The organism is Hymenobacter sp. (assembly GCF_035709525.1).
In the GTDB taxonomy this organism is placed as follows: Bacteria; Bacteroidota; Bacteroidia; order Cytophagales; family Hymenobacteraceae; genus Hymenobacter.
This window is the reverse complement of sequence record NZ_DASTEP010000056.1, coordinates 14,303-35,953: the sequence shown is the minus strand read 5'-3', so window position 1 is coordinate 35,953 and position 21,651 is coordinate 14,303. Positions and strand designations below refer to the sequence as shown.

Below are 21,651 nucleotides of genomic sequence, written 5' to 3'. Positions count from 1 at the left end.
GCCTGACGACTGGTTACGACTGCTTGCGTCCACTTACAGTCGGCTCCCCTCTCCCGGAGGGGAGGGGCCGGGGGTGGGGTATTACGCCAGAGCAGCACCATTCCACTACTGAATCCCACCCAATTCTATGCACCTCTCCCCTACTAAACTCTCGGCCGCGGCCCTCCTGTCCCTCGCTCTCCTCGGCGGCTGCGGCGAGAAATTCCTGGACCTCAAGCCCACCGACAGCATCACCACCGAAAGCTTTTACCAGACCGAATCGGATGCCATCCAGGCCACCACGGCGTGCTACGCGCAGCTAAACCGGGGCGGGCAGTACAACTACGCGCTCTGGGGCATCGGCGAGATTATGTCGGACAATTCCTTCACGGGCGGCGGGGGCGGCGGCGACGGGGCCGAGGAAATTCAGCTCGATTTCTTCAATATCCCGAGCAGCAACCCCATGACCACGCGCCTCTGGAACGGCTCCTACGTGGGCATCGGCTCGTGCAACCTGGTGCTGCAAAAGGTGCCCGGCATCGCCAACATGGACGCCGCCCTGCGCAAGCGCTGCCTGGGCGAGGCGCAGTTTCTGCGGGCCAAGTACTACTTCGACTTGGTGCGCGCCTACGGCGACGTGCCCAAAATCCTGGTGCCGCCGGCCACCCCGGCCGACTCGCGCCTGCCGCGCTCGCCCGAGGCCGACATCTACGCCCAGATTATCCTTGACCTCACCGCCGCCATCGACAACCTGCCGGGCAGCTACTCGGGCCCCGACCTGGGGCGCGCTACCAAGTGGGCCGCTACCGGCCTGCTGGCCAAGGTGTACCTCACGCAGGGCAACAAGGCCGCGGCGGCCACCCGCGCCCGCGAGGTTATTGCCAATTCGGGCAAAAGCCTGTGGGCCGACTACGGCGACAACTTCAAGGTAGCCAACGAAAACGGCAAGGAATCGCTGTTTGAGGTGCAGTACGTGAACGGGCTGAACGAGTACACGTTCGACGGGCTGGGCTTCGTGGGCAATGAGTTTTTTGCGCCGCGCGGGCAGGGGCTGGTGCCGCAGGGCGGCTACGGCTTCAACATCCCGGAAACGGAGTTTGTGCAGGGCTACGAAACCGGTGACAAGCGCAAGGCTGTCACCATCTGGTCGCCGGGCGATGCCTACCCGGCGGGCAGCGCCACCACCGCGCAGCCCGCACGGCTGACGGGCTCGCCCGATGGCTATAACTGCAAGAAGTGGTTTGTGGGCAAGACCAATACCAACGTGTGGGACTCGCCGCTCAACTTCCCGGTGCTGCGCCTGGCCGAGGTTTACCTCATTCTCGCCGAGGCCGTGGGGCCGACGCAGGAGGGCCTGAACGCCATCAACCTGGTGCGGACCCGCGCCGGACTGCCCAACCTCACGGCCGCCACGCCCAACTTTACCGACGCCGTGATAAAGGAGCGCCGCTATGAGCTGGCGTTTGAGGACGACCGCTGGTTTGACCTCAAGCGCACGGGCAAGCTCCTCACGCTGCCGGCGCTCGTTGCCAAGGGCGTGAAGCCTTTCAGCGACAAGCTACCCATTCCGCAGTCGGAGCGCGACGCTAACCCGGCGCTGACGCAAAATCCTGGCTATTAGGCCATTTAACATTTATCAATTATCATTTAACAGCTTGTGAATGGGTGGCTATGCTGCTTTCAAAAAGCTGACTACTAGATGATAATTGGTATTCGACAGCTGTTAAATGATAAATGTTAATTGTTAAATGACTTCTCTTATGCATTCCTATCTCCGCAAAGCAGCCCTCCTCCTGACCGGCGTGGCGGCCCTGGCGGCCTGCCGCAAAGACGAGGTGGCCGACCTCTCGGGGCCGCTGCCCACGGCCGATTTCACGGTTACGCTCAACACGAGCCAATACCCGGTGGTGGCCACGTTCACCAACAAGTCCACCGATTCCTTTCTCTACCAGTGGGATTTTGGCGATGGCTCGGCCCTGGCGCAGGGCCAGAACGTGACCCACACCTACCGGCTGCCGGGCACCTACCGCGCCCACCTCACGGCGGCCGGGCGCACCGGGCTGGGGCAGTCGCAGCAGGTGCCAGTCATTATTCCGAGCATCTGCGGCAACGCGGCGTTTGCGGTGCTCACGGCCTGCGCCACCTCGGGCGCTACCTCGTGGACGCTATCGGACCAGCCGGGGGCGGTGGTGCGGCTCTCGGCCAGCGGAGCCACGCTATCCAGCTCGACCACGCTCAACGGCTGCCAGCTCGACGACCAGTTTTCGTTTACCAGCTCCTTCACCTACAGCTACGACGCGGGCGGCGCTACTTACCAGAATGGTGCCTGTGGCAACGACCTGAGCGGCAATTCGGATTTTATTTTCAAGCCCAACGGCTCGCTGGGGCAGCTGGTACTGCTACGCAATAAGTCGTTTATCGGCCTGCCCGACTCGGTGGTGAACAAGACCTACGACATTGTGGAGGCCACCGCTACCAAGCTGCGCCTGCAAGGCACCAACCCCGACGGCACCAAAACCATCACGACCTACATGCCGCAGCTGTCGGCCCAGGACCGCGCCAAGCTCTACCTCACGGGTGGCTCGTCGCGCACCTGGCTGCTCGATAATACGGTGGCCCAGACCATTGCGGTGGGCACCGAGTCGGCCCCTTCGAGCTACTTCCCCGGCGGGGCGCTGGGTAGCCTGCCCGCCTGCCAGGCCGACGATGAGTTCACCTTCAGCACAACGAATACCTTCACCTACGACGCCAAAGCCGAAACCTTCGTGGCGGGCGTGTACGCCTGCCAGGCCCCGCGCTCCACCAGCACCACCTTCACCTTCGGGCCGGCTTCGGGCACGGGCATCGCGCAGTTTGTGCTGGCTCAAACGGGCACTTTCATCGGCGTGACCGATGCGCCCGCCAGTCGCATCTACCGCATCCTTTCCATCGATAACCAGCACATGGTGCTGCGCGCCGGCGGGCCGACAGACGACCCGGTATTCACGATAAAGATGCGGGTGAAGTAACACCAAGCTCCAGCTTGGTGCCACGCTCGCACCGGCTACCCCCTCACGCAACGCCAAGCCGGAGCTTGGCGCTACAGCAACCAATCCAACTTTCTCCATGACTTTCCTCCTCAATCCCACCCTGCTGCGCAACCTCTCGGCCGGCCTCGTCCTCTTGCTCTCCACGGGCGGCTGCACGCAGGAGCCGCCCGGCCCCACCATCTCGGACGATGCGAAGGCCAGCAACGCTACTACCAACGCCACCCCTAAAGCCTTCGCCGACTACACTGAGCTGGTGTGGAGCGACGAGTTTGATACCTCCGCGCTCGACCAGAATAAGTGGGTGTATGAGGTGAAGGATGTGTGGTTTAACAACGAGCTGCAAGCCACCACCAACCGCCGCGACAACGTGACCGTGACCGGCGGCAACCTCAACATCATTGCCAAGCCCGAGAGCTACAACGGCCGCAATTACACCTCGGGCCGCATCATCACGAAGGGCAAAAAAGACTTCCTTTTCGGCCGCCTCGACGTGCGCGCCAAGCTGCCCAAGGGCAAGGGCATCTGGCCCGCCATCTGGATGCTGGGCTCGAATGACAGCCAGGTGAGCTGGCCGGCCTGCGGCGAAATCGACATCATGGAGCTGCGCGGCAGCACACCCCGCGTCAACAACTCGACCATGCACTACGGCAGCAGCGTGGCCACCCACCAGTACAAAGGCACGCAGTACACGCTGCCGAGCAGCACGCCGGGCGATTTCTCCACCGATTTCCACACCTTCAGCTGCGTGCGCGGGCAAGACAAGCTAGAGTTTTTCGTGGATGGTGTGTCGTACTACACCTTCACGCCCAGCCTAGTAACGCCCTACGCCTACCCGTTCAACAACCCGTTCTACGTGATTCTGAACGTAGCCGTGGGCGGCGACTTCGACGGCAACCCCGATGCGACGACGGTTTTTCCGCAGACCATGCAGGTCGATTACGTGCGGTTTTACCAGTATAAATAGAGCCATTAATTTTCTAGCCAGAAGGGCTGCTCGCCGAGCGTAGCGCCTCACCCCCCGGCCCCCTCTCCGAAAAGGAGAGGGGGAGCCTGACGACTTCTAACGTCTGTGACCGTCTGCACACGGTCGGCTCCCCCTCTCCTTTTCGGAGAGGGGGCCGGGGGGTGAGGCACCCGCGTTAGCACAGATAACACCCACATTTCTCACCCAACCCCCGCCCTATGAACACGTTTACCAAAGCCCTCTTCACCGCCACCCTGGCGCTGGCTGCCCGCACGGCTGCCGCCCAGACGCTGTACGACAACTTCGAGACGACCCGCCTCGTGACGTACAGCTACGTGGATGGCACCCTTAACCAAGCCGCCGCTAACCCCGGCAGCACGGCCGTGAACAGCAGCAGCACCTGCGCCAAGTACGACCGCAGCGCGTCGCAATACGCCGTTATCGTCATCAACCCCACGGCCTCGCCCGGCCGCATGGCCAACGTGAGCGCCTACTCGGCGGGCACCAAGAAAATTTCGCTGAAATTTCGCAGCCCCGGCCCCGGCGTGGCGGTGCAGGCCGTGCTGCAAAACAAAACCAAGGCCGCTACCGGCTACCCCAACGGCAACTACGCGGGCACCTTCGACATCACGACCACGGCCGCCGCCAACACCTGGGAAACGCTGACGTTCAACTTCACGGCGGGCGGCGGCGGCAGCTTCGACCCCACCGTGACGGCCAACGACGTAGACCAGCTGGTGCTGCTAATCGCGCCCAACACCACCGCCACGCCCACCTACTACCTCGACGACCTGATGGGCCCCGAGTTGGTGCCGGCCTCCACCAGCACGCCCGTGCTGCTCGACAACTTCGAAACCACCCGCCTGCTCAACTACCCCACCGCGCAGGGCACCCTCAACCAGGCCGCCGCCAACCCCGGCAGCAGCACCGCCAACAGCAGCACGACCTGCGCCAGCTTCGCCCGCGACGGCTCGCAGCAGTACGCCACCATCGTGCTTGCGCCCAAGGCCGGCAGGTTTGCCGACGTGAGCGCCTACGCCAGCGGCGCGCTGAAAATGACGCTGAAATTTCGCAGCCCCGCCGCCGGCACCGCCGTGCAGCTAGTACTGCAAAACCGCGCCAAAACCGCCAGCAACTACCCCAACGGCAACTACGCGGGCACCTTCAACGCCACTACTACGGCGGCCAACGCCTGGGAGACGCTGACGTTCACCTTCACGGCGGGCGCGGGCGGCAGCTTCGACCCCACCGTGGGCCCGGCCGATACCGACCAGCTGGCCCTGCTCATCGCGCCGGGCAGCAGCAGCGCCAGCACCTATTATTTCGACGACCTCACCGGCCCCGCCCTCACCACCGGCACTGCCACCCGCGCCAGCCTGGCGGGCGTGGCTACCTTCGCCGGGGCCTACCCCAACCCCGCCCGCGGGCTGGTGCGCCTGCCCATCAGCCTCGCCAAAGCGGCCGTGGTGAGCTTGGTCGTGTACGACAACCTGGGCCGCCAGGTAGCCACCGTGCTCGCTGGCCAGGCGCGCCCGGCCGGCACCTTCGAGGCCGAGCTGACTGCGGCCCAGCTAGCCCCCGGCCTCTACACCTGCCGCCTCACCGTGGATGGCCAGTTCCTCACCCAGCAATTGAGCGTGGAATAACCTGCCCGCCGCTTAAATCCTGGGCCGGGTGGTTTTTGGGGTCAGTTCGGTTGATTTTGACGCAGGCTTTGCAGCGCTGCATGAGGTAGGCAGTCCGGCCTCCTTATTCATTCATTTTAAGTACTCTGTTTGAGAATAATCTACTACTTATTCGTCATGCTTTTTAGTTGCTGATGACTCCCACTCTTGACCTGCCCGTGGCCCCCAAACCCACCGCCACCCTGGCTGCCGACACCACCACTTTCCGGCAAAAAGAAGCTACCGATATGCTCAGCTTTGCCCCCAGCGACGTGGCCGCGCCCCTGCCCACCGGGGCCTACTTCAGCCTGCAAGTCGATTTCATTTTTTAAGCCAGGCTTGCCTTGCCAAAAAGCTGACAAAATTTTTCATCTGACATACAGTGTCTTACGAAGCTAACTAACGATTGTTAGTAAAAATAACTAACATTTGTTAGCCAATTCCGAATAAGGCGGTACATTTGTCCCACCCAATCTTTATTCCCACCCGCGTTAGTAAGAACCCGTCCTGATTTTCGTGGTGGCAGCCCCCGGCCGCCACCCACTATCCACCCTGGCAATCCTCCCACCCTACGCCAGCGGCTCCAACTCCCACCCACCCTCTCCACCCTCCCGGATGGGTTCTTACTACTACCGCCCAACGCCCTGCCCGGCCTCATGCCGGACAGGGCGTTAGTGTATGCACCATGACCAAGAACGGCAAACCCACTAAGCGCCAAGTTATTCTGGAAGAAGCCGCCAAATTGTTTAAGGACAAGGGCTACGTGGGCACCTCCATGCGCGACATTGCCGGGCAGGTGGGCATGGAAGCGGCGAGCATGTACAACCACATCAAGTCGAAAGACGAGATTCTGGACAGCATCTGCTTTCGCATTTCGGACATCTACATCGCGCAGCTGCACGAGGTAGAGCAGCTGCCGCTCTCGTTTGGCGAGAAAATCCGGGTGCTCATTCGCCAGCACATCCAGCTGATGGTGGAAGACGGCCCCGACGTATCGGTGGCCAACCACGACTACAAGTACTTGCCCGCCAGCCGCCTCACCGAGTTTACGGAGGCGCGCCGCCGCTACGAGAAGGGCTTTGCCGCGCTCATCGCGGAGGGTGTAGCGGCGGGCGAGTTTCAAGGCGTGAACCCCACGGTGGCGCTCTACACTATTTTGTCGGCCGTGCGCTGGGTCGAATTGTGGTTCAAGCCGGGGCGCAGCCTGTCGGCCCAGGAGCTGGAAGACCACATTATCACGATGTTGCTCAAGGGGCTGGAGCGGCGCTAGCGTGGCTATACCGGCGCTTTAGCTTGATTGCCAGCGCACGCAATTCGGAATTGTTGTGGTTTTAAGCATCCGTTGGGCAAGCGCCGCCGTATCTTGGCTACGCTCTACCTTCTGCCGCTTATTATTAGTTAATTTATGTCTGCGTCTGACGCAAGCCTGGACACACACGCCCAGGCCATTGCGACCCGACTGCTGGCCCGCGACCCGTTCAGCCAGTGGCTGCAACTGGAGCTGGGCGAAGCGCGGGCGGGCTACTGCCGCCTCTACCTGCGCGTGCGCCCCGATATGCTCAACGGGTTTGGCACCCTGCACAGCGGCGTGGCCTTCGCCGCCGCCGATACGGCCTTCGCCGTGGCTTGCAACAGCCACGGCCGCCAGAGCGTGGGCCTCACCGCCACCATCGACTACCTCGCCGCCGGCCGCCTAGGCGATATTCTGGTGGTAGAAGCCCAGGAGGAAAGCCTGCAAGAAAAGGTGAGCGTGTACCAGCTACGCCTCACCAGCCAGCAGGGCACGCTGCTGGCCCTATTTAAAGGCACCGCCTACCGCACCCGCCACGAGATTTTGTAGCGCGGACTTTCAGTCCGCCAATGCCAAGCGCAATAAGTCGCGGGCTGAAAGCCCGCGCTACGGTAGAACTAAGCCAACAATCTCTATTGTTTTACGGCGTAGCGCCAGTGGCCCGGCGGCCGTACTTTTACCGGCGCTTCCCACTCGCCCCGCTCCTACCGTCGTGTCTGGCTACGTTCTGTTCGTTGATACCGAGACCTCGGGCCTGCCCGCCGACTGGCGGCGGCCCTACGCCGAGCCCGGTGCCTGGCCCCACGTGGCCCAGATAGCGTGGCTGCTCTACGGCCCCACGGGCGAACTGGTGAAAACCGAAAACCACTACATCCGCCCCAGCGACTACGACCTGACGCCTGCCTCGACCCAGATTCACGGCCTCACGCTGGCCTTTTTGCACGAGCAGGGCCAGCCCCGCCGCCAGGTAATGCAGCGCCTGCACGACGACCTGGTGCAGTATAAGCCGCTGGTCGTGGGCCATTTTCTGGTGCTCGATTTCCACATGATGGGCGTTAGTTTTCACCGCTCGGGATTAGATAACCCGCTGGTAGACTTGCAGCTGCCGACCTTTTGCACCATGCGCCTTACCGAGCGCTTTATGCAGCCCGTGCGCCAGCAGTACCTGCGCCTGGCCGAGCTTTATCAGCGGCAGTTTGGGCGGCCCATGCTGCGCCAGCACGATGCCCTGGCCGATGCCGAGGCTACGGCGCAGTGCTTTTTCGAGCTCCAGCGCACCGGCGATATCGACGCCGAAGCGCTGGCCTCGCAGGCTCCGCTGGCCCCGCCGCCCACCCACGCCGCGCTGGCCGCCGCCCGCCGCCCGTTCTGGAAATACTGGCTGGGAATCATTTAACAGTTAACATTTATCATTTAACAGCTGGTTTTTGCACCGCATCATGTTTTGCTACCTAGTATTGCTACCTGCCACCTGTTAAATGTTAATTGATAAATGTTAAATGAAGTAGCGTTTCTGCGCACCGTTGAGCCGTTCAACCTCCTGCCGCCCGAGGTGCTGGAAGAAGTGGCTACCCTGCTGCAAGAGGTAACGCACCCGCGCGAGGCAGTTATCTACCACCAGGGCGCGACCAAGCTGCGCGGCGTCGATTTGATAATCGAGGGGGCCTACGACACGTTTTTTTACGACGGCCAGCAGCAGCGCCGCCTCGCCGAGGTGTACGGGCCGGGCGAGTGCTACGGCGGCGTGTCGGTGCTGCTCAACAAGAAGCGCTCGCTGCGCACGGTGCAGGCGCGGGCCGGCACGCGGGTGTACTTTTTGCACCGCAACGACTTTCGGGCGCTGTGTCTGGGCTACGAGGCTTTTTTTCAGTATTTTACCAGCCGCTACGGGCAGCTCATGGGCGATACCGAGTACGCCCAGCTGGTGCACCCCGGCCCGCAGGCCGCCCAGAATTTCATCGCCGCCGACGAGCTGTACTCGCGCCGCATGGCCACCGTGGAGCTGCGCCCTTTGCTGGCCTGCCCCGGCCACACGCCCACCCACGAGGTAGCCCGCCTGATGGCCCGCGCCCGCACGAGCTGCTATTTCGTGCTCGATGAGGCTGAGAAGGAAGTCGTGGGCTACGTCACCGACATCACGCTGCGCGACAAGGTAGTGGCCGGGCTGGGCGACGCCCGGCTGCCCATCAGCACTTACCTCGACGCGCCCACGCGCTCGGTGAGCAGCCAAGCCTTTGTGTATGAGGCCCTGCTGCTCATGTTTCGGACCAAGACGCGCTACCTGCTGGTGGAAGAGAATGGGCGCTACCTGGGCTTCATCAGCCGCAACAAGCTGCTGGCCGAGCAGGCGCAGTCGCCGTTTTTGTTTATTCAGGGGGTGCGGCAGGCGCAGTCGCTGCGCGAGCTGCGGCGCAACTGGCAGAAGGTGCCCGACATCGTGTTTCAGCTGCTCGACCGCGGCGTGAAGCCCGAAATTGTGAACCAGGTTATCACGACCGTGGCCGACACCATCGCCCTCAAAGTCATTGAGGACGTGATAGCGGAGCTGGGGCCGCCGCCGGCCAAGTTTGTCTTCATCGTGCTGGGCTCGGAGGGCCGGCAGGAACAAACGCTGCACACCGACCAGGACAACGCCATCATTTACGAAGACAAGGCCAACGAGCACCGCGAGGAGGTGCGGGCCTACTTTCTACACTTCGCCACCGAGGTCAGCGACCGCCTTAACGAGATAGGTTTCAGCTTTTGCGACGGCGGCTTCATGGCCAAAAACCCCAAGTGGACGCACTCGCTCTCGCACTGGAAGCGCAACTACCAGGAGTGGCTGCACGAGTCGAACCCCGAAAACGTGATGCGCTTCGCGGCGTTTTTCGACATCCGATTTCTGTATGGCGAGGCGGGCATTCTGGACGAGCTGCGCGAGTTTCTGGATTTGGAATTGCAAAAGCCGCTCGACCGCTTTCTGCACTACATGGCCATTAATGCCTTGCAGTACGAGCCGCCGCTCACGTTTTTCAACAACATCCGCACCTTCGCGGTGGGCGACCAGCAGGTGATTAACCTCAAGAAAATCATGTCGCCCATCGTGGACTTGGTGCGCGTGTTTTCGCTCAAGCACCGCGTCTTCGCCACCAATACCGGGCAGCGCCTGGCGGCCCTGCGCCAGCTCGGCGTGTTCACCGAAAAGGACTACCAGGAGCTGCTGCAATCGTACTACTACCTCATGGGGATGCGCCTCAAAAAGCAGGCCGGCCAGATGATGCACGACAAGCTGCCGCCCGATAACTACCTCGACCCCAAGAAGCTGACCAAGGTAGAGCGCGTGACGCTGAAGGAGATTTTCAAGGTTATCGCGGATTTTCAGCTGAAGATTAAGGTCAGTTTTGCCAAGCAATTGTAGCCCCGCCTCTACAAAGAAAAGATGCACCCTACACCTTTTCGCGGGGGATATAATTACCGATTTTGGCAAAAGAACCCGCTTCTTTTCACTCCGTATTTGTACCTAAAACCTTCTGCTTACGCGAAGTCGCAAATCACTTAGCTTCTGATTAACAGTAGATTTCAGTCGGTTTATCGGATAAGCCCAGCGTAACCCGCCAGTTGATAGGCTGGTATGCTAGCACGAGCAGCCGGAAGTATGCCTGGGTGGCTGGTAGCATCCCGCAGGAGCCAGCAGCCGGGCCGGCCGCTGCTAGCGTATGAAGAAAGAGGACATTCACTTGGGCGACTGGCAGCGCCTGCTGCTGGGCGAGGCCCCGCTCGAATTTTTGCTCGAAGCCGCCCTGCGCACGCTCGTGGTGTACGTGGTGCTGCTGCTGGTGCTGCGCCTGCTCGGCAAGCGCAGCACCAGCAGCTCACCGTGACCGAGCTCTCAGTGATGATTATGCTTGGCGGCATCGTGTCGGTGCCGATGGAAGTGCCCGACCGCGGTATCCTGCAAGGTGTGCTGGTGCTCACGTGCGTGCTGCTTTTGTACTGGATTATCAACTACTTTTCGTTTAAATACCCTCGGGTTGAGCGAGCCAAGGAAGGCACCCTACGCATCCTGGTGGCCGACGGCGCGCTTGACCTGGGGGCTATGGCCGCCACCAAAGTGTCGCGCAACCAGCTGTTTTCGCACCTGCGCGCGGCTGAGATTCAGCACCTCGGCCAGGTCAAGCGCGCCTACCTCGAAGCCAACGGCGAGTTCAGCATCTACCAGCAGGAGCCGCCCCGGCCCGGCCTCTCGGTACTGCCCGAGAAGGACGCGGCCATCGGGCGGGCCCTGCCCGAAGCGGCCGATGGCCAGGCCTGCCAGCAGTGCGGCCACACCGAGCCTGCCGCACCCACCGCACCCCGCTGCTGCCCGCGCTGCGGCCACGGCCAGTGGGTCAGCCCCGTCACCGCGCTTTAGTCTGCCGCCATGAAACCCGACGAAATTCACCTCCACGACTGGGCGCGCATCCTGGTGGGCGAAGTGCCGGCCAGCTTCTACCTCGAAGCCATTATCCGGGTGGTGGCCATCTACCTGCTGCTAATGGTGGCCATGCGCCTGATGGGCAACCGCATGGGCAAGGTGCTCACGCGCAACGAGATGGTAGCGATGGTATCGCTGGCCGGAGCCAACGGCGTGGCCCTCATGGCTCCCGACCGCGGCCTGCTGCCCGTGGTGGTGGTGGCGGCCGTCATCATCGGCTACCAGCAGCTCATTGCCCGCTACGCCTTCCGGCACCCCCGGTTTGAGGCCCTGGTGCTCGACGATGTGAGCGTGCTGGTCGAAGATGGCTGCCTGTGCCTCGGCAGCCTGGCCGGCAACGGCCTCTCGCGCGAGCGGTTTCTGGCCCATCTGCGCAAAAGCGGCCTGCGCAATCTGGGCGCGGTGCGGCGCGTGTACTTCGAGGCCTGCGGCGAGTTCACCATTTTGCGGTTTGCGGAGGTGCGGGCGGGCCTGTCCATCGTGCCGCTGCAAGATGCCGCCCTGCGCGAAGAGCAGGAAAAAGCGGCCGGGCAGTTTGCCTGCCTCAGCTGCGGCTACGTGGTGCCCGCCGAGGAGGCGCCGGCTACCCGGTGCCCGCGCTGCCAGCAGCAGCAGTGGCAGCCCGCCGTGCTGGAATAAGGCGCGCCTGCTTCTTTTCCCAACATGGTCTGGGGTAGTAGCGGGCCCAAGTCCGGCGCGCACGCACCGCACAAAAAAGCGCCCCGCCGGCACAAGCCAGCGGGGCGCTTTTTCATTCAAAACAAGCCTGTGCCTTACTACGATACTACCTGCTTCTTATCGTCCTCGGCGGGCTGGCCGCTGAGCACGCCTTTGGCCACTTTCACCACGTTATCGACGGTGAAGCCGAACTCCTTCATCAGGTAGTCGGCGGGGGCCGACTCGCCGAAGCGGTTCATGCTGATGCTCGCGCCCTCGTCGGTGGTGTACTTGGTCCAGCCGATGGGCGAGCCGGCCTCGATGCTTACGCGCTTGCGCACGGTGGGCGGCAGCACTTGCTCGCGGTAGGCTTTGTCCTGGTGTTCAAACAGCTCCCACGACGGCATGCTCACCACGCGGGTGGCGGTGCCTTCGGCTTGCAGTACTTTTTGGGCCTCCAGGGCCAGGGGCACTTCCGAGCCGGTGCCGATGAGGATGAGCTCGGGCTGGCCGCCCTGAGCTTCGCTCAGCACGTAGGCACCTTTTTGCACGTTGCCGGCGGCGGGGGTCAGCACCGACTGGTCGAACGGGAGCCAGCCCTGGCGCGACAAGATGAGGCACACCGGCGACTTAGGCGTGTTCATGGCGATGCGCCAGGCCTCGGTGGTTTCGTTGGCGTCGCCGGGGCGCAGTACCACGATGTTGGGCATGGTGCGCAGCGAAGCTACCTGCTCGATGGGCTGGTGCGTGGGACCGTCTTCGCCCAGGCCGATGCTGTCGTGGGTGAACACGAAGGTCGAAGCCGACTCGGCCAGCGCCGTGAGGCGGATGGCCCCGCGCATGTAGTCGCTGAACGTGAGGAAGGTACCGCCGTAGGTGCGCAGGCCGGCGTGGTGGGCGATGCCGTTCATGATGCCGCCCATGGCGTGCTCGCGCACCCCAAACCAGATGTTCGAGCGCTCGTAATGGCCGGGCTGGAACGAGTCGTCGCCCGACTTATCCATCTCGTTGGACGAGGCCAAATCGGCCGAGCCGCCGAACATGAAGGGCACGGCTTTCTTAATGGCGTTCAGCGCCTTGCCCGAGGCCTGGCGGGTAGCCAGCTTGCCATCGGCGGGCGAGTACACGGGCAGGTCTTTATCCCAGCCTTCGGGCAGCTTGCCGTTGAAGGAGGTGTGGAACTGCTCGGCTTCAGCCTTGAACTCGCCTTCGTACTTCTTGAACTGCTCGTCCCATTCCTTTTGCAGCTCGGCACCGCGCTGGCCGGGGCCTTTGAGGTGGTCGTACACTTCCTGGGGCACATAGAACGACTCCTCGGGGTTCCAGCCAAAGAACTCCTTGGCTTTCTTTACGTTGTCGGGGCCGAGCGGGCTGCCGTGGGCCTTGTTGGTGCCGGCCAGCGGCGAGCCGAAGCCGATGATGGTTTTAATCGAGATAATCGAGGGCTTGTCCTTTACTTCCTGCGCAGCCTTGATGGCGGCCTCAATCTCGTCGAGGTTGTTGCCGTCTTTCACCTGCGAGGTGTGCCAGCCGTAGGCATCGAAGCGCTTCATGGCGTCTTCGGTGTAGGCGAGGCTGGTGGGGCCGTCGAGCGAGATGTCGTTGTCGTCGTAGAGGTAGATGAGCTTGCCGAGCTGCAAGTGGCCGGCCAGCGAGGCGGCCTCGGCGGCGATGCCTTCCATCAGGTCGCCGTCGCTCACGATGGCGTAGGTGTAGTGGTCCTGAATACCTTCAAAACCAGGCTTGTTGTACATCGCGCCCAGGTGGGCTTCGGCCATCGCCATGCCCACGCCGTTGGCGAAGCCCTGGCCCAGCGGGCCGGTGGTTACCTCAATGCCGGGCGTCACGTTGGACTCGGGGTGGCCGGGCGTGCGCGAGCCGGGCTGGCGGAAATTCTTGATTTCGTCCAGCGTCAGGTCGTAGCCGTAGAGGTGCAGCAGGCTGTAAATCAGAGCCGAGCCGTGGCCGGCGCTCAGCACGAAGCGGTCGCGGTTGGGCCACTTGGGGTCTTGCGGGTTGAAGCGCAGGAATTTCGACCAGAGCACGTAGGCCATCGGGGCGGCACCCATCGGCAGGCCGGGGTGGCCCGAGTTGGCTTTCTGCACCATGTCCACCGATAGCAGGCGGATGGTGTCAATGCTCAGTTGGTCAATGGAAACGTCGGGAGTGGGCATGAGGGAGTGAAAAAGTGGCTAAGGCAATACGAAAGTAGCCGCGCCGGAGTCTGAAAAGCCAGGGGCGCGGGCGGCCGTAAAGGTAGGGCGGCACTTCGCACCGTGCTACCTATCGGCTGCTTGCGGAATCTTTTCGTATGAGCGTGAGCGCGCGCCGCCTTCACTCACCGGTCAGCTTAGGCCGGGGCCGCGCTACGTACCTTGCCGTATGAAATCCCTTTCCCTCCGGCGCGTGCTGGCCGTTGGATTTTTACTGCTGCTAACCCTGCTGCTGGGGCTGGGCGCGGTGGTGTGGCTAAAGGGCCGCGCCTACGCCGTGGCGTATTTGCAGCGCACGGTGCGCGCGCAGCTCACCAAAAATTCGGGCTTGGTGCTCGCGCCTTTCGCGGTGGAGCTGTCGCCGTGGCGCGATTTTCCGCACCTCACGGCCTCGTTGCGCCACCTGGCCCTCACCGATACCAGCCACGGCCGAGCGGTGCCCGTGCTCACGGTGGGCCGCGCCGACCTGCGCCTGGAGGTAGTGAGCATCTGGCGGCGGCAGGTGCGCGTGTCGCGCCTTGAGGTACACGACGCTGATTTTCAGCAACTCGTAGACTCAACCGGCCACAGCTGGGGCTTGCGCGGCAAGCGCGCCCGCAGCCAGGGCGAGGGCAAAGACCCCGGCGTGAATTTCAGCCTCGACTCGCTGGTGGTGTATAATTTTCGAATGAGCACCCGCAACGAGTACGCCCACAGCGCGCTGGTGGGCTACGTGCAGCGGGCGCGCCTGAGCGGCGGCATCCGGCAGGGCGCGCTCCAGCTGCACGGCGTGCTCGATGGCTACCTGGAGCAACTCGCCAACCGTACCGGCACGCTGCTCTCGCACGAGCCGGTGCGCGCCTGGCTCAACTACCGCTACGCCTTTAAGTCCCGGCGCGGCGAGTTTTGGCGCACCCGCGCTACGCTCAACGGCGACACGATTAACATCGCCGGCACGCACGCCGTGGTGGCCGACCAGGCCACCGGCACCAAACTCAACTTGCAGTTTTCGGGCACCCAGCCCTTGGTCGATGTGCTGCACGCGGCCCTGCCGCCACGCCTGCGGCCCTACCTCGACGGAGCCCGCAGCCCCAGCCATGCCCGCATCGTGTACACTATTTCGGGCCGTAGCGGGCCCACGGTGCGGCCGCACGTGGTGCTCACGTTTGGGCTGCGCAATGCCAGCATTGCCTGGGACGACTCGGCCCGGCGCATCAACCGCTGGGACTTGCAGGGCACCTACGACAACGGCCCCGGCCACAATCTGCGCACGGCCAGCGTGAAGCTCAGCCAGTGCCGCATCTACTCGCCCGTGGGTCAGCTTGATGCGGAGGTACTGCTGCGCGATTTTCGGCGACCCTACGTGCAGGGCCGGGTGCGCGGGCGCACCGAGCTGCCCGAGCTGGCTACGGTTATTTCGCCGGGCTTGTGGCAGGCGCGGCGCGGCCTGGCCGACCTCGACATCTGGATGCGCGGCTTTTTGCCGGCCGTGGGCGATAAGATGCTGGCTCGCAGCCAGAAAAGCTTGTCGGTGCGCGGCACCATCGATTTGCGGCAGGCCGCGTTTCGGGTACCGGCCCGGCGCGTTGACATTTCGAACCTCAACGTACACATCGGGCTGCGCGACAGCTTGTGGCGGCTCACCAATGCCTCGGGGCGGTTTGCGGGCATGAAGTTTACGGCGTCGGCTACTACTACGTATCTGCTCACTTACCTCACCGGCCAGCACCCGAGCACCAGCATTACCGGCAATTTCGCGGTGGATGAACTGCACCTCGACCGGCTGCGGGCGCTGGGCGGCGGCACCGCTACCCACGCCCTCACCACGGCCAGCCGCCGCCAGCGCAGCCGCGCCCGCCGCAACACCCGCCAGCTCACCATGACGCTCGGCAGCCACGTACTTCCCGACGAAGTGCGCCTGAACGTGGGCCTCCGCTGCGGCCGGCTGGTGCTCGGCCCCGACACCCTGCGCGAACTGGCCGTGAACGTGCGCCACGACAACCAGGAGGTCCACCTCACCAACATCAAAACCCGCTTCCTAGGCGGGCAGCTAACGGGCCGCGCTAGCTGGCCCACCGACACCACCAACGACGTAGCGCCCATCGATTTTCAGCTGGCCATGCGCTTCGCCAGCATGGATTATCGCCGGCTCATCACGCGCCTCTCGCGGCCGCCCGGCGCGCAGGCCGCCGCCCGCCGCGCCGCCCGCCTGCGCCAGGCCAATGCCAGCACCGCCACCCCGGCGTTCCGCGAGCTGCTGCTGGCCGCCGATGGCTCCATGACCTGGGACATCGGCAAGCTGGTGCTGCCGGTGGGCGAGCCGCTGCGCGATTTGCACCTGCGCTTCGAGAAGGAAGACTCGCTGCTGCGGATGCCCTACCTGCGTTTCGTGGCCCCGCAAGGCGGCGTGGGCCGGGCCTCGGCGGCGGCCGTGGTGTCGGGCATTCACCTCACGGCCGCCACCGCCAACGTCGATTTGCGCTACCAGACCCTCGACGTGCAGCAGCTGTTGCAGATGCTGGCCAGCCTTAAGCCGCCCCGCGACACCACCCACTACCAGGCCCCGGCTCTGCTCAAGGCCGCCCGCCGCGCCAAGCGCCTGGCCCGCCTGCGCGCCAAAAACCGCAAGCCCGGCGCGCCCTCGCCGGCCGGCACGCTGCTGGCCAGCGGCGGCCTCACGGCGGTGCTGCGCGTGCAGGCCGACCGCGTGCGCTACAATTCGATAGAAGGTGGCAAATTCCAATTGCTGTCGCACCTGAATGCCACCGAGGCCCGCGTGGACGCCTGCTCGCTCGAAGCCTTCGACGGCCGCATCACGCTGCACGGCCTGCTGCGCACCGATGGCGGCCGGCAGCACCACCCGCTGCAAGTGCAGGCGCTGCTGGAAGACATTCGGCTGCCCGATTTCTTCGCCACGGCCAACACCATGCGCTTTCACGTGCTCACGCAGGACAACATTAAGGGCACGCTACGTTGCGCGGCAGCGCTGCGTACCGACTTGGATTCTACCTTTTTGCCAGTGCGCGCCGCCACCTTCGGCTATGTGAAGGCCGACCTGCGCGACCTGGAATTGCTGAACGTGGAGGCGCTCCAGGATGCCTTTAAGTTCGTGAAAAAGGAGCGCACGGGCCACTTGTTTTTCGAGCCCGTCAGCACCGAGTTTCTGCTCAATGGCGGGCAGGTGCTCATTCCCAGCCTCAAGCTCAACAGCAACCTCACCGAGCTGGAAATAAGCGGGCGCTACAACCTCGACGGCCGCGCCAACCTCTACGTGGGCATGAACCCGCTCAACATCCTGTTTGGCAACAACAAGCGCCGCGTCGAGCGCATCCAGAGCGGCGAGCCCATGCGCCCGCGCAGCCCGCGCCTCACCTACGTGAACCTGCGTCGCGACGTGCCTGCCACCAAGTACCAGGTCAAGCTGTTTCAGAAAAAAGAGCAGCAGCAGCAGCAAGCCGCCCTGCGCCAGCAGTGCCGCCAGTTACTGCTTTCGCAACGCCTTGATACGACGATGAACCTGCTGCCTCGCAACCGCACGGCGGGGCCGGATGGGAAGGCGGCCATTATGCCGTAAGTTCTTCTATCTTAACTTATCGGATTTTATTAAATTCAGACACATAAAATTCAATATCATACAAACTCAAATCATAATTAAACTTCATTTTTGCCATACACTTTTCTACCTCGAAAAAATAAATACCATCTTTATTCTCAACAAAATTACCTAATCCTATTACTACCTGATAGTAAAAATCATTAAACTCAAGAGAAGACCGATAGATAATGGGTGTAATTTCATCATTCACTGACACGATTACATGTTCTGTTTGTTCGGCAATCTCATTATAAGCATCTAACATATACTCATCTTCGCTGATTTTCTTTATCTCATTTCGCGCTGAAAAATCTCTTAGGTAAGAGATAAGGTCTGCACGTAATTTCTCTATTGTAAAGGATTCCTTATAAACAGCCCTCAGCAACTCGGTAGCATCAAGCATACTTTTCAATAAAAATTAATAGAGCTTACGCAAAAGGGCGGTGGTGCTAGCCGCGAAGCGGCGACATGTTGATAGCTACAAAGCAATTACCGCCGTCGGAGCCGCAAAGCGGCGGCACTGACATTCCCAACGCTAAATGCCGCCGCTTTGCGGCTCTATCTTAATTCTGGCAATCCTTTTCCACCAACATGTCGCCGCTTCGCGGCTAACATTAGTGTCCTTTTGCGTAAGTCCTAACTAAATTGGTTGACATAGGCTTTTCGCGGCTACCCCGCCAGAATCACCTCAATCCGCGCCAGCTCCTCATCCCCAAAGCGCGGCGCGTCCAGGCACCGCACGGCGTCGGTTATCTGCTGCGGCTTGCTGGCGCCGATAATTACCGAAGTCATGCGCGGGTCGCGCAGCACCCAGGCTAAGGCTAGCTGGGCCAGGGTCTGGCCGCGTTCGGTGGCCAAGGCGTTGAGCTGTCGGGCTTTTTCAAGGTTGGCGGGGTTGAGCTGGCTTTCTTCGATGGCTCCGTTGCCGAGCTGGCGAGCGGCCCGCGAGTCGGCGGGCACGCCTTGCAGGTACTTGTCCGTCAGCACGCCCTGGGCCAGGGCCGAAAAGGCGATGCAGCCCACGCCTTCGTCGGCCAGTGCGTCGAGCAGGCCGTCTTCGGGCGTGCGCACTAGCAGCGAGTACTTGGGCTGGTGGATGAGACAGGGCGTGCCCAGCTCGCGCAAAATGGTGCAGGCGCGGCGCGCCTCGGCGGCCGGGTAGTTGCTCAAACCCACGTACAGGGCCTTGCCCTGGCGCACCAGGGTAGCGAGCGCGCCCATGCTTTCTTCGAGCGGCGTGTGGGGGTCGGGGCGGTGGTGGTAGTAGATGTCCACGTAGTCGAGGCCGGTACGGCGCAAACTTTGGTCGAGGCTGGCCACCAGGTATTTGCGCGAGCCGCCGTCGCCGTAGGGGCCGGGCCACATGCCATAGCCGGCTTTGGTCGAGATGATGAACTCATCGCGGTAAGGCCGGAAATCGCTCGCGTACAAGCGGCCAAACGTTTCTTCGGCCGCGCCGGGCGGCGGACCATAGTTATTGGCCAGGTCGACGTGCGTGATGCCCGCGTCGAAGGCCGTGCGTAGCAGCGTGCGGCAGTTGCCGAGCGTGTCTTTTTCGCCGAAGTTTTGCCACAAGCCCAGCGAGATAGCGGGCAGGCGCAGGCCGCTGCTTCCGCAGCGGCGGTAGGGCATGGTGTCGTAGCGGGCGGGGTTGGGGAGGTAGGTCATAGGAAGATGCTGAGTGGTGGCGCTGATTGTAGAGACGCATATTTGCGTCTCACATCGAACGAGCAAAACAACGACGAGACGCAAATATGCGTCTCTACGCCCGTTCGACCGTCTTTCTGCTCATGCTTCGCCCCTTCCTATTCATCAGCCTGAATTTTAGCGCGCTGGCGGCCAGCGCCCAGGCCCCGGCCGCTACCCGCGCCCAGGACTCAACCTTTGTGCGCCAGAACTACCGCAAAGTCGAGCAGCTCATTCCGATGCGCGACGGCACCCGGCTGGCCACCATTCTCTACGTGCCGCGCGATGCCGACCGGGCCCACCCCTACCCCTTCCTTATGGAGCGCACGCCCTACTCGGCGGGCCCGCGCGGCGCGGACACCTACCCCCTGCGCGGCCCCGGCCCCAGCCGCGAGCTCAGCCAGGAGAAGTACATCTTCGTGTACCAGGACGTGCGCGGGCGCTACCTCTCGGAGGGCCAGTTTGAGGAAGTGACGCCCGCGCTCAACGGCCTGCCCAAGCCCGGCCTGAAAGGCAAAAACGCGCCCCACGATGAAAGCACCGACACCTACGACACCATCGAGTGGCTGCTCAAAAACGTGCCCGGCAACAACGGCAAGGTGGGCATCATGGGCATTTCCTACCCCGGCTTCTACGCCACGGCCAGCCTGCCCGGCGCGCACCCGGCGCTCAAAGCCGTATCGCCGCAAGCGCCGGTTACGGATGAGTTTGTTGGCGATGATGCCCGGCACAACGGGGCATTTTTTCTGCTCGATAATTTCAGCTTTACCAACTACTTCGATGCGCCCCGGCCGCAGCCGGTAGCGGAGTATAAGGAGCTGTTCGACCTGAAAATTACCGACGCCTACCAGTTTTTCCTGCGCCTGGGGCCGCTCAAAAACGCCAACGCGCCGCAGTATTTCAACAACCGCGCCCGCATCTGGAACGAGTACTTGCAGCACGATACCTACGATGCCTACTGGCAGGCGCGCAACATCCGGCCGCACCTCACGGGCGTGCGCCCGGCCGTGCTGGTGGTGGGCGGCTGGTACGATGCCGAAGACCTGTTTGGGGCGCTGCACACCTACCAAAGCATCGAAAAGCAGAACCCCCAGGCCACCAACCGCCTCGTGATGGGCCCCTGGACCCACGGTGCCTGGGCCCGCCCCGACTGGCGCAAATTTGGCCCCTACGACTTCGGCCAGAACACTGCCCAGCACTACCGCCAGACGCTGGAAACGCCGTTTTTCAACTACTACCTCAAGGGCAAGGGCCCGTTCAACCCGGCCGAGGCGACGGTTTTTGACACGGGGTTGAACCAGTGGAAAGCCTACCCGACCTGGCCGCCGAAGGCGGCGGAGAACCAGCCCATGTTTTTAGCTGCTAATGGCTTTCTGGCTTCGGCTAAAGAAAACGAAATCTATCAGGCGCTGAATACATCAGACCCGCACATTACCCGCGCCCCCGGCTTTGATAAGTCGGCTTTGGCACTTCGGTTTGACGAGTACGTGAGCGACCCCGCCCGCCCGGTGCCGTACACGGCCGCTATCCAGGGCGGGCGCAACAATGAGTACATGATTGAGGACCAGCGCTTCGCGGCCCAGCGGCCCGACGTGCTGACCTACCAGACCGAGCCGCTGACCGAAGACCTCACCGTGGCCGGCCCGCTGGGCGTAGACCTCTGGGTGAGTACCTCGGGCACCGACGCTGACTTCGTGGTGAAGCTCATCGACGTGCTGCCCGACGACACGCCCGCGCCCGTGCCCAACCCCAAAAACGTGCAGCTGGCCGGCGCGCAACGCTTGGTGCGGGCCGACGTGTTTCGGGGTCGCTTCCGCAACAGCTTCGAGAAACCCGAGGCTTTCCAGCCCAACATACCCACCGAAGTGAAGTACGAGCTGAACGACGTGCTGCATACCTTCAAGAAAGGCCACCGCCTGCTGGTGCAGGTGCAAAGCACCTGGTTTCCGCTCGTGGACCGCAACCCGCAGCAGTTTGTCAACATCTCCACGGCCGACGCGGCGGATTTCAAGAAGGCTACCATCCGCCTCTACCACGAGCCGGGGCACGCCTCGGTAGTGCGGCTGCCGGTGCTGAAGTAGTAAGTAAATAAGTCTGTCATGCTGAGCGCAGCGAAGCATCTCTATCGCTTCATTCAACGG

At 62.7% G+C, this 21,651-nt stretch carries 17 protein-coding genes; 14 read left to right on the top strand and 3 right to left on the bottom strand.

Features of this window, described 5'->3' with window-relative positions; all coding sequences use genetic code 11:
• Positions 1 to 127: 127 nt before the first annotated feature.
• The 12 genes from VFO93_RS05165 (at position 128) to VFO93_RS05110 (ending at position 12,019) form a co-directional block, all read left to right on the top strand.
• A complete protein-coding gene (locus VFO93_RS05165; protein ID WP_325133267.1) occupies positions 128 to 1,600 on the top strand; it encodes a RagB/SusD family nutrient uptake outer membrane protein in 1,473 nt (490 codons plus the stop codon).
• Positions 1,601 to 1,739: 139 nt separating this feature from the next.
• Positions 1,740 to 2,987 (top strand): PKD domain-containing protein, encoded by a 1,248-nt coding sequence (locus VFO93_RS05160; RefSeq protein WP_325133266.1) that lies wholly within the window; start codon positions 1,740 to 1,742, stop codon positions 2,985 to 2,987.
• A gap of 97 nt (positions 2,988 to 3,084) precedes the next feature.
• A complete protein-coding gene (locus VFO93_RS05155; protein WP_325133265.1) occupies positions 3,085 to 3,972 on the top strand; it encodes a glycoside hydrolase family 16 protein in 888 nt (295 codons plus the stop codon).
• A 218-nt stretch (positions 3,973 to 4,190) separates the two neighbouring features.
• Complete coding sequence (locus VFO93_RS05150) at positions 4,191 to 5,618, top strand: T9SS type A sorting domain-containing protein (RefSeq protein WP_325133264.1); 1,428 nt, start codon at positions 4,191 to 4,193, stop codon at positions 5,616 to 5,618.
• 173 nt (positions 5,619 to 5,791) lie between these two features.
• Complete coding sequence (locus VFO93_RS05145) at positions 5,792 to 5,968, top strand: hypothetical protein (protein ID WP_325133263.1); 177 nt, start codon at positions 5,792 to 5,794, stop codon at positions 5,966 to 5,968.
• A gap of 353 nt (positions 5,969 to 6,321) precedes the next feature.
• Positions 6,322 to 6,906, top strand: coding sequence for a TetR/AcrR family transcriptional regulator (locus VFO93_RS05140; RefSeq protein WP_325133262.1), 585 nt, complete (start codon positions 6,322 to 6,324; stop codon positions 6,904 to 6,906).
• 135 nt (positions 6,907 to 7,041) lie between these two features.
• Entirely contained in the window at positions 7,042 to 7,476 is a 435-nt protein-coding gene (locus tag VFO93_RS05135; RefSeq protein WP_325133261.1) for a hotdog fold thioesterase, read from the top strand.
• A gap of 163 nt (positions 7,477 to 7,639) precedes the next feature.
• The gene (locus tag VFO93_RS05130) at positions 7,640 to 8,323 is read left to right on the top strand and encodes a 3'-5' exonuclease (RefSeq protein WP_325133259.1); all 684 of its coding nucleotides are present in this window, start codon (positions 7,640 to 7,642) and stop codon (positions 8,321 to 8,323) included.
• A gap of 96 nt (positions 8,324 to 8,419) precedes the next feature.
• A complete protein-coding gene (locus VFO93_RS05125) occupies positions 8,420 to 10,324 on the top strand; it encodes a DUF294 nucleotidyltransferase-like domain-containing protein (RefSeq protein ID WP_325133258.1) in 1,905 nt (634 codons plus the stop codon).
• A 298-nt stretch (positions 10,325 to 10,622) separates the two neighbouring features.
• A complete protein-coding gene (locus VFO93_RS05120; RefSeq protein ID WP_325133257.1) occupies positions 10,623 to 10,787 on the top strand; it encodes a hypothetical protein in 165 nt (54 codons plus the stop codon).
• Positions 10,784 to 11,317, top strand: a complete 534-nt coding sequence (locus VFO93_RS05115; RefSeq protein WP_325133256.1) for a YetF domain-containing protein — start codon at positions 10,784 to 10,786, stop codon at positions 11,315 to 11,317. Before VFO93_RS05120 ends, VFO93_RS05115 begins: the two co-directional genes overlap by 4 nt.
• Before the next feature lie 9 nt (positions 11,318 to 11,326).
• On the top strand, positions 11,327 to 12,019 hold the full coding sequence (locus tag VFO93_RS05110) for a DUF421 domain-containing protein (RefSeq protein ID WP_325133254.1): 693 nt from the start codon (positions 11,327 to 11,329) through the stop codon (positions 12,017 to 12,019).
• 137 nt (positions 12,020 to 12,156) lie between these two features.
• Here VFO93_RS05110 and tkt read toward each other — a convergent pair whose 3' ends face one another.
• The gene (gene tkt / locus VFO93_RS05105; protein ID WP_325133253.1) at positions 12,157 to 14,211 is read right to left on the bottom strand and encodes a transketolase; all 2,055 of its coding nucleotides are present in this window, start codon (positions 14,209 to 14,211) and stop codon (positions 12,157 to 12,159) included.
• A gap of 208 nt (positions 14,212 to 14,419) precedes the next feature.
• Between tkt and VFO93_RS05100 the strand changes: the two genes are divergently transcribed.
• On the top strand, positions 14,420 to 17,803 hold the full coding sequence (locus VFO93_RS05100; protein WP_325133252.1) for an AsmA-like C-terminal region-containing protein: 3,384 nt from the start codon (positions 14,420 to 14,422) through the stop codon (positions 17,801 to 17,803).
• A gap of 16 nt (positions 17,804 to 17,819) precedes the next feature.
• On the opposite strand, the gene VFO93_RS05095 is transcribed toward VFO93_RS05100, so the two are convergent.
• Together VFO93_RS05095 and VFO93_RS05090 are read right to left on the bottom strand one after the other, a co-directional pair.
• Entirely contained in the window at positions 17,820 to 18,227 is a 408-nt protein-coding gene (locus VFO93_RS05095; RefSeq protein ID WP_325133251.1) for a hypothetical protein, read from the bottom strand.
• A gap of 266 nt (positions 18,228 to 18,493) precedes the next feature.
• On the bottom strand, positions 18,494 to 19,492 hold the full coding sequence (locus VFO93_RS05090) for an aldo/keto reductase (protein WP_325133250.1): 999 nt from the start codon (positions 19,490 to 19,492) through the stop codon (positions 18,494 to 18,496).
• Positions 19,493 to 19,614: 122 nt separating this feature from the next.
• On the opposite strand from VFO93_RS05090, the gene VFO93_RS05085 reads away from it, so the two are divergent.
• Positions 19,615 to 21,591, top strand: coding sequence for a CocE/NonD family hydrolase (locus VFO93_RS05085; RefSeq protein ID WP_325133249.1), 1,977 nt, complete (start codon positions 19,615 to 19,617; stop codon positions 21,589 to 21,591).
• The last annotated feature ends 60 nt before the right edge of the window (positions 21,592 to 21,651 follow it).

What these genes read in the sequence shown, in the direction of transcription:
- VFO93_RS05165 (WP_325133267.1), top strand. Translation starts at nt 128, where the DNA reads ATGCACCTCTCCCCTACTAAACTCTCGGCCGCGGCCCTCCTGTCCCTC.
- VFO93_RS05160 (WP_325133266.1), top strand. Translation starts at nt 1,740, where the DNA reads ATGCATTCCTATCTCCGCAAAGCAGCCCTCCTCCTGACCGGCGTGGCG.
- VFO93_RS05155 (WP_325133265.1), top strand. Translation starts at nt 3,085, where the DNA reads ATGACTTTCCTCCTCAATCCCACCCTGCTGCGCAACCTCTCGGCCGGC.
- VFO93_RS05150 (WP_325133264.1), top strand. Translation starts at nt 4,191, where the DNA reads ATGAACACGTTTACCAAAGCCCTCTTCACCGCCACCCTGGCGCTGGCT.
- VFO93_RS05145 (WP_325133263.1), top strand. Translation starts at nt 5,792, where the DNA reads ATGACTCCCACTCTTGACCTGCCCGTGGCCCCCAAACCCACCGCCACC.
- VFO93_RS05140 (WP_325133262.1), top strand. Translation starts at nt 6,322, where the DNA reads ATGACCAAGAACGGCAAACCCACTAAGCGCCAAGTTATTCTGGAAGAA.
- VFO93_RS05135 (WP_325133261.1), top strand. Translation starts at nt 7,042, where the DNA reads ATGTCTGCGTCTGACGCAAGCCTGGACACACACGCCCAGGCCATTGCG.
- VFO93_RS05125 (WP_325133258.1), top strand. Translation starts at nt 8,420, where the DNA reads ATGTTAAATGAAGTAGCGTTTCTGCGCACCGTTGAGCCGTTCAACCTC.
- VFO93_RS05120 (WP_325133257.1), top strand. Translation starts at nt 10,623, where the DNA reads ATGAAGAAAGAGGACATTCACTTGGGCGACTGGCAGCGCCTGCTGCTG.
- VFO93_RS05110 (WP_325133254.1), top strand. Translation starts at nt 11,327, where the DNA reads ATGAAACCCGACGAAATTCACCTCCACGACTGGGCGCGCATCCTGGTG.
- tkt (WP_325133253.1), bottom strand. Translation starts at nt 14,211, where the DNA reads ATGCCCACTCCCGACGTTTCCATTGACCAACTGAGCATTGACACCATC.
- VFO93_RS05100 (WP_325133252.1), top strand. Translation starts at nt 14,420, where the DNA reads ATGAAATCCCTTTCCCTCCGGCGCGTGCTGGCCGTTGGATTTTTACTG.
- VFO93_RS05095 (WP_325133251.1), bottom strand. Translation starts at nt 18,227, where the DNA reads ATGCTTGATGCTACCGAGTTGCTGAGGGCTGTTTATAAGGAATCCTTT.
- VFO93_RS05090 (WP_325133250.1), bottom strand. Translation starts at nt 19,492, where the DNA reads ATGACCTACCTCCCCAACCCCGCCCGCTACGACACCATGCCCTACCGC.
- VFO93_RS05085 (WP_325133249.1), top strand. Translation starts at nt 19,615, where the DNA reads ATGCTTCGCCCCTTCCTATTCATCAGCCTGAATTTTAGCGCGCTGGCG.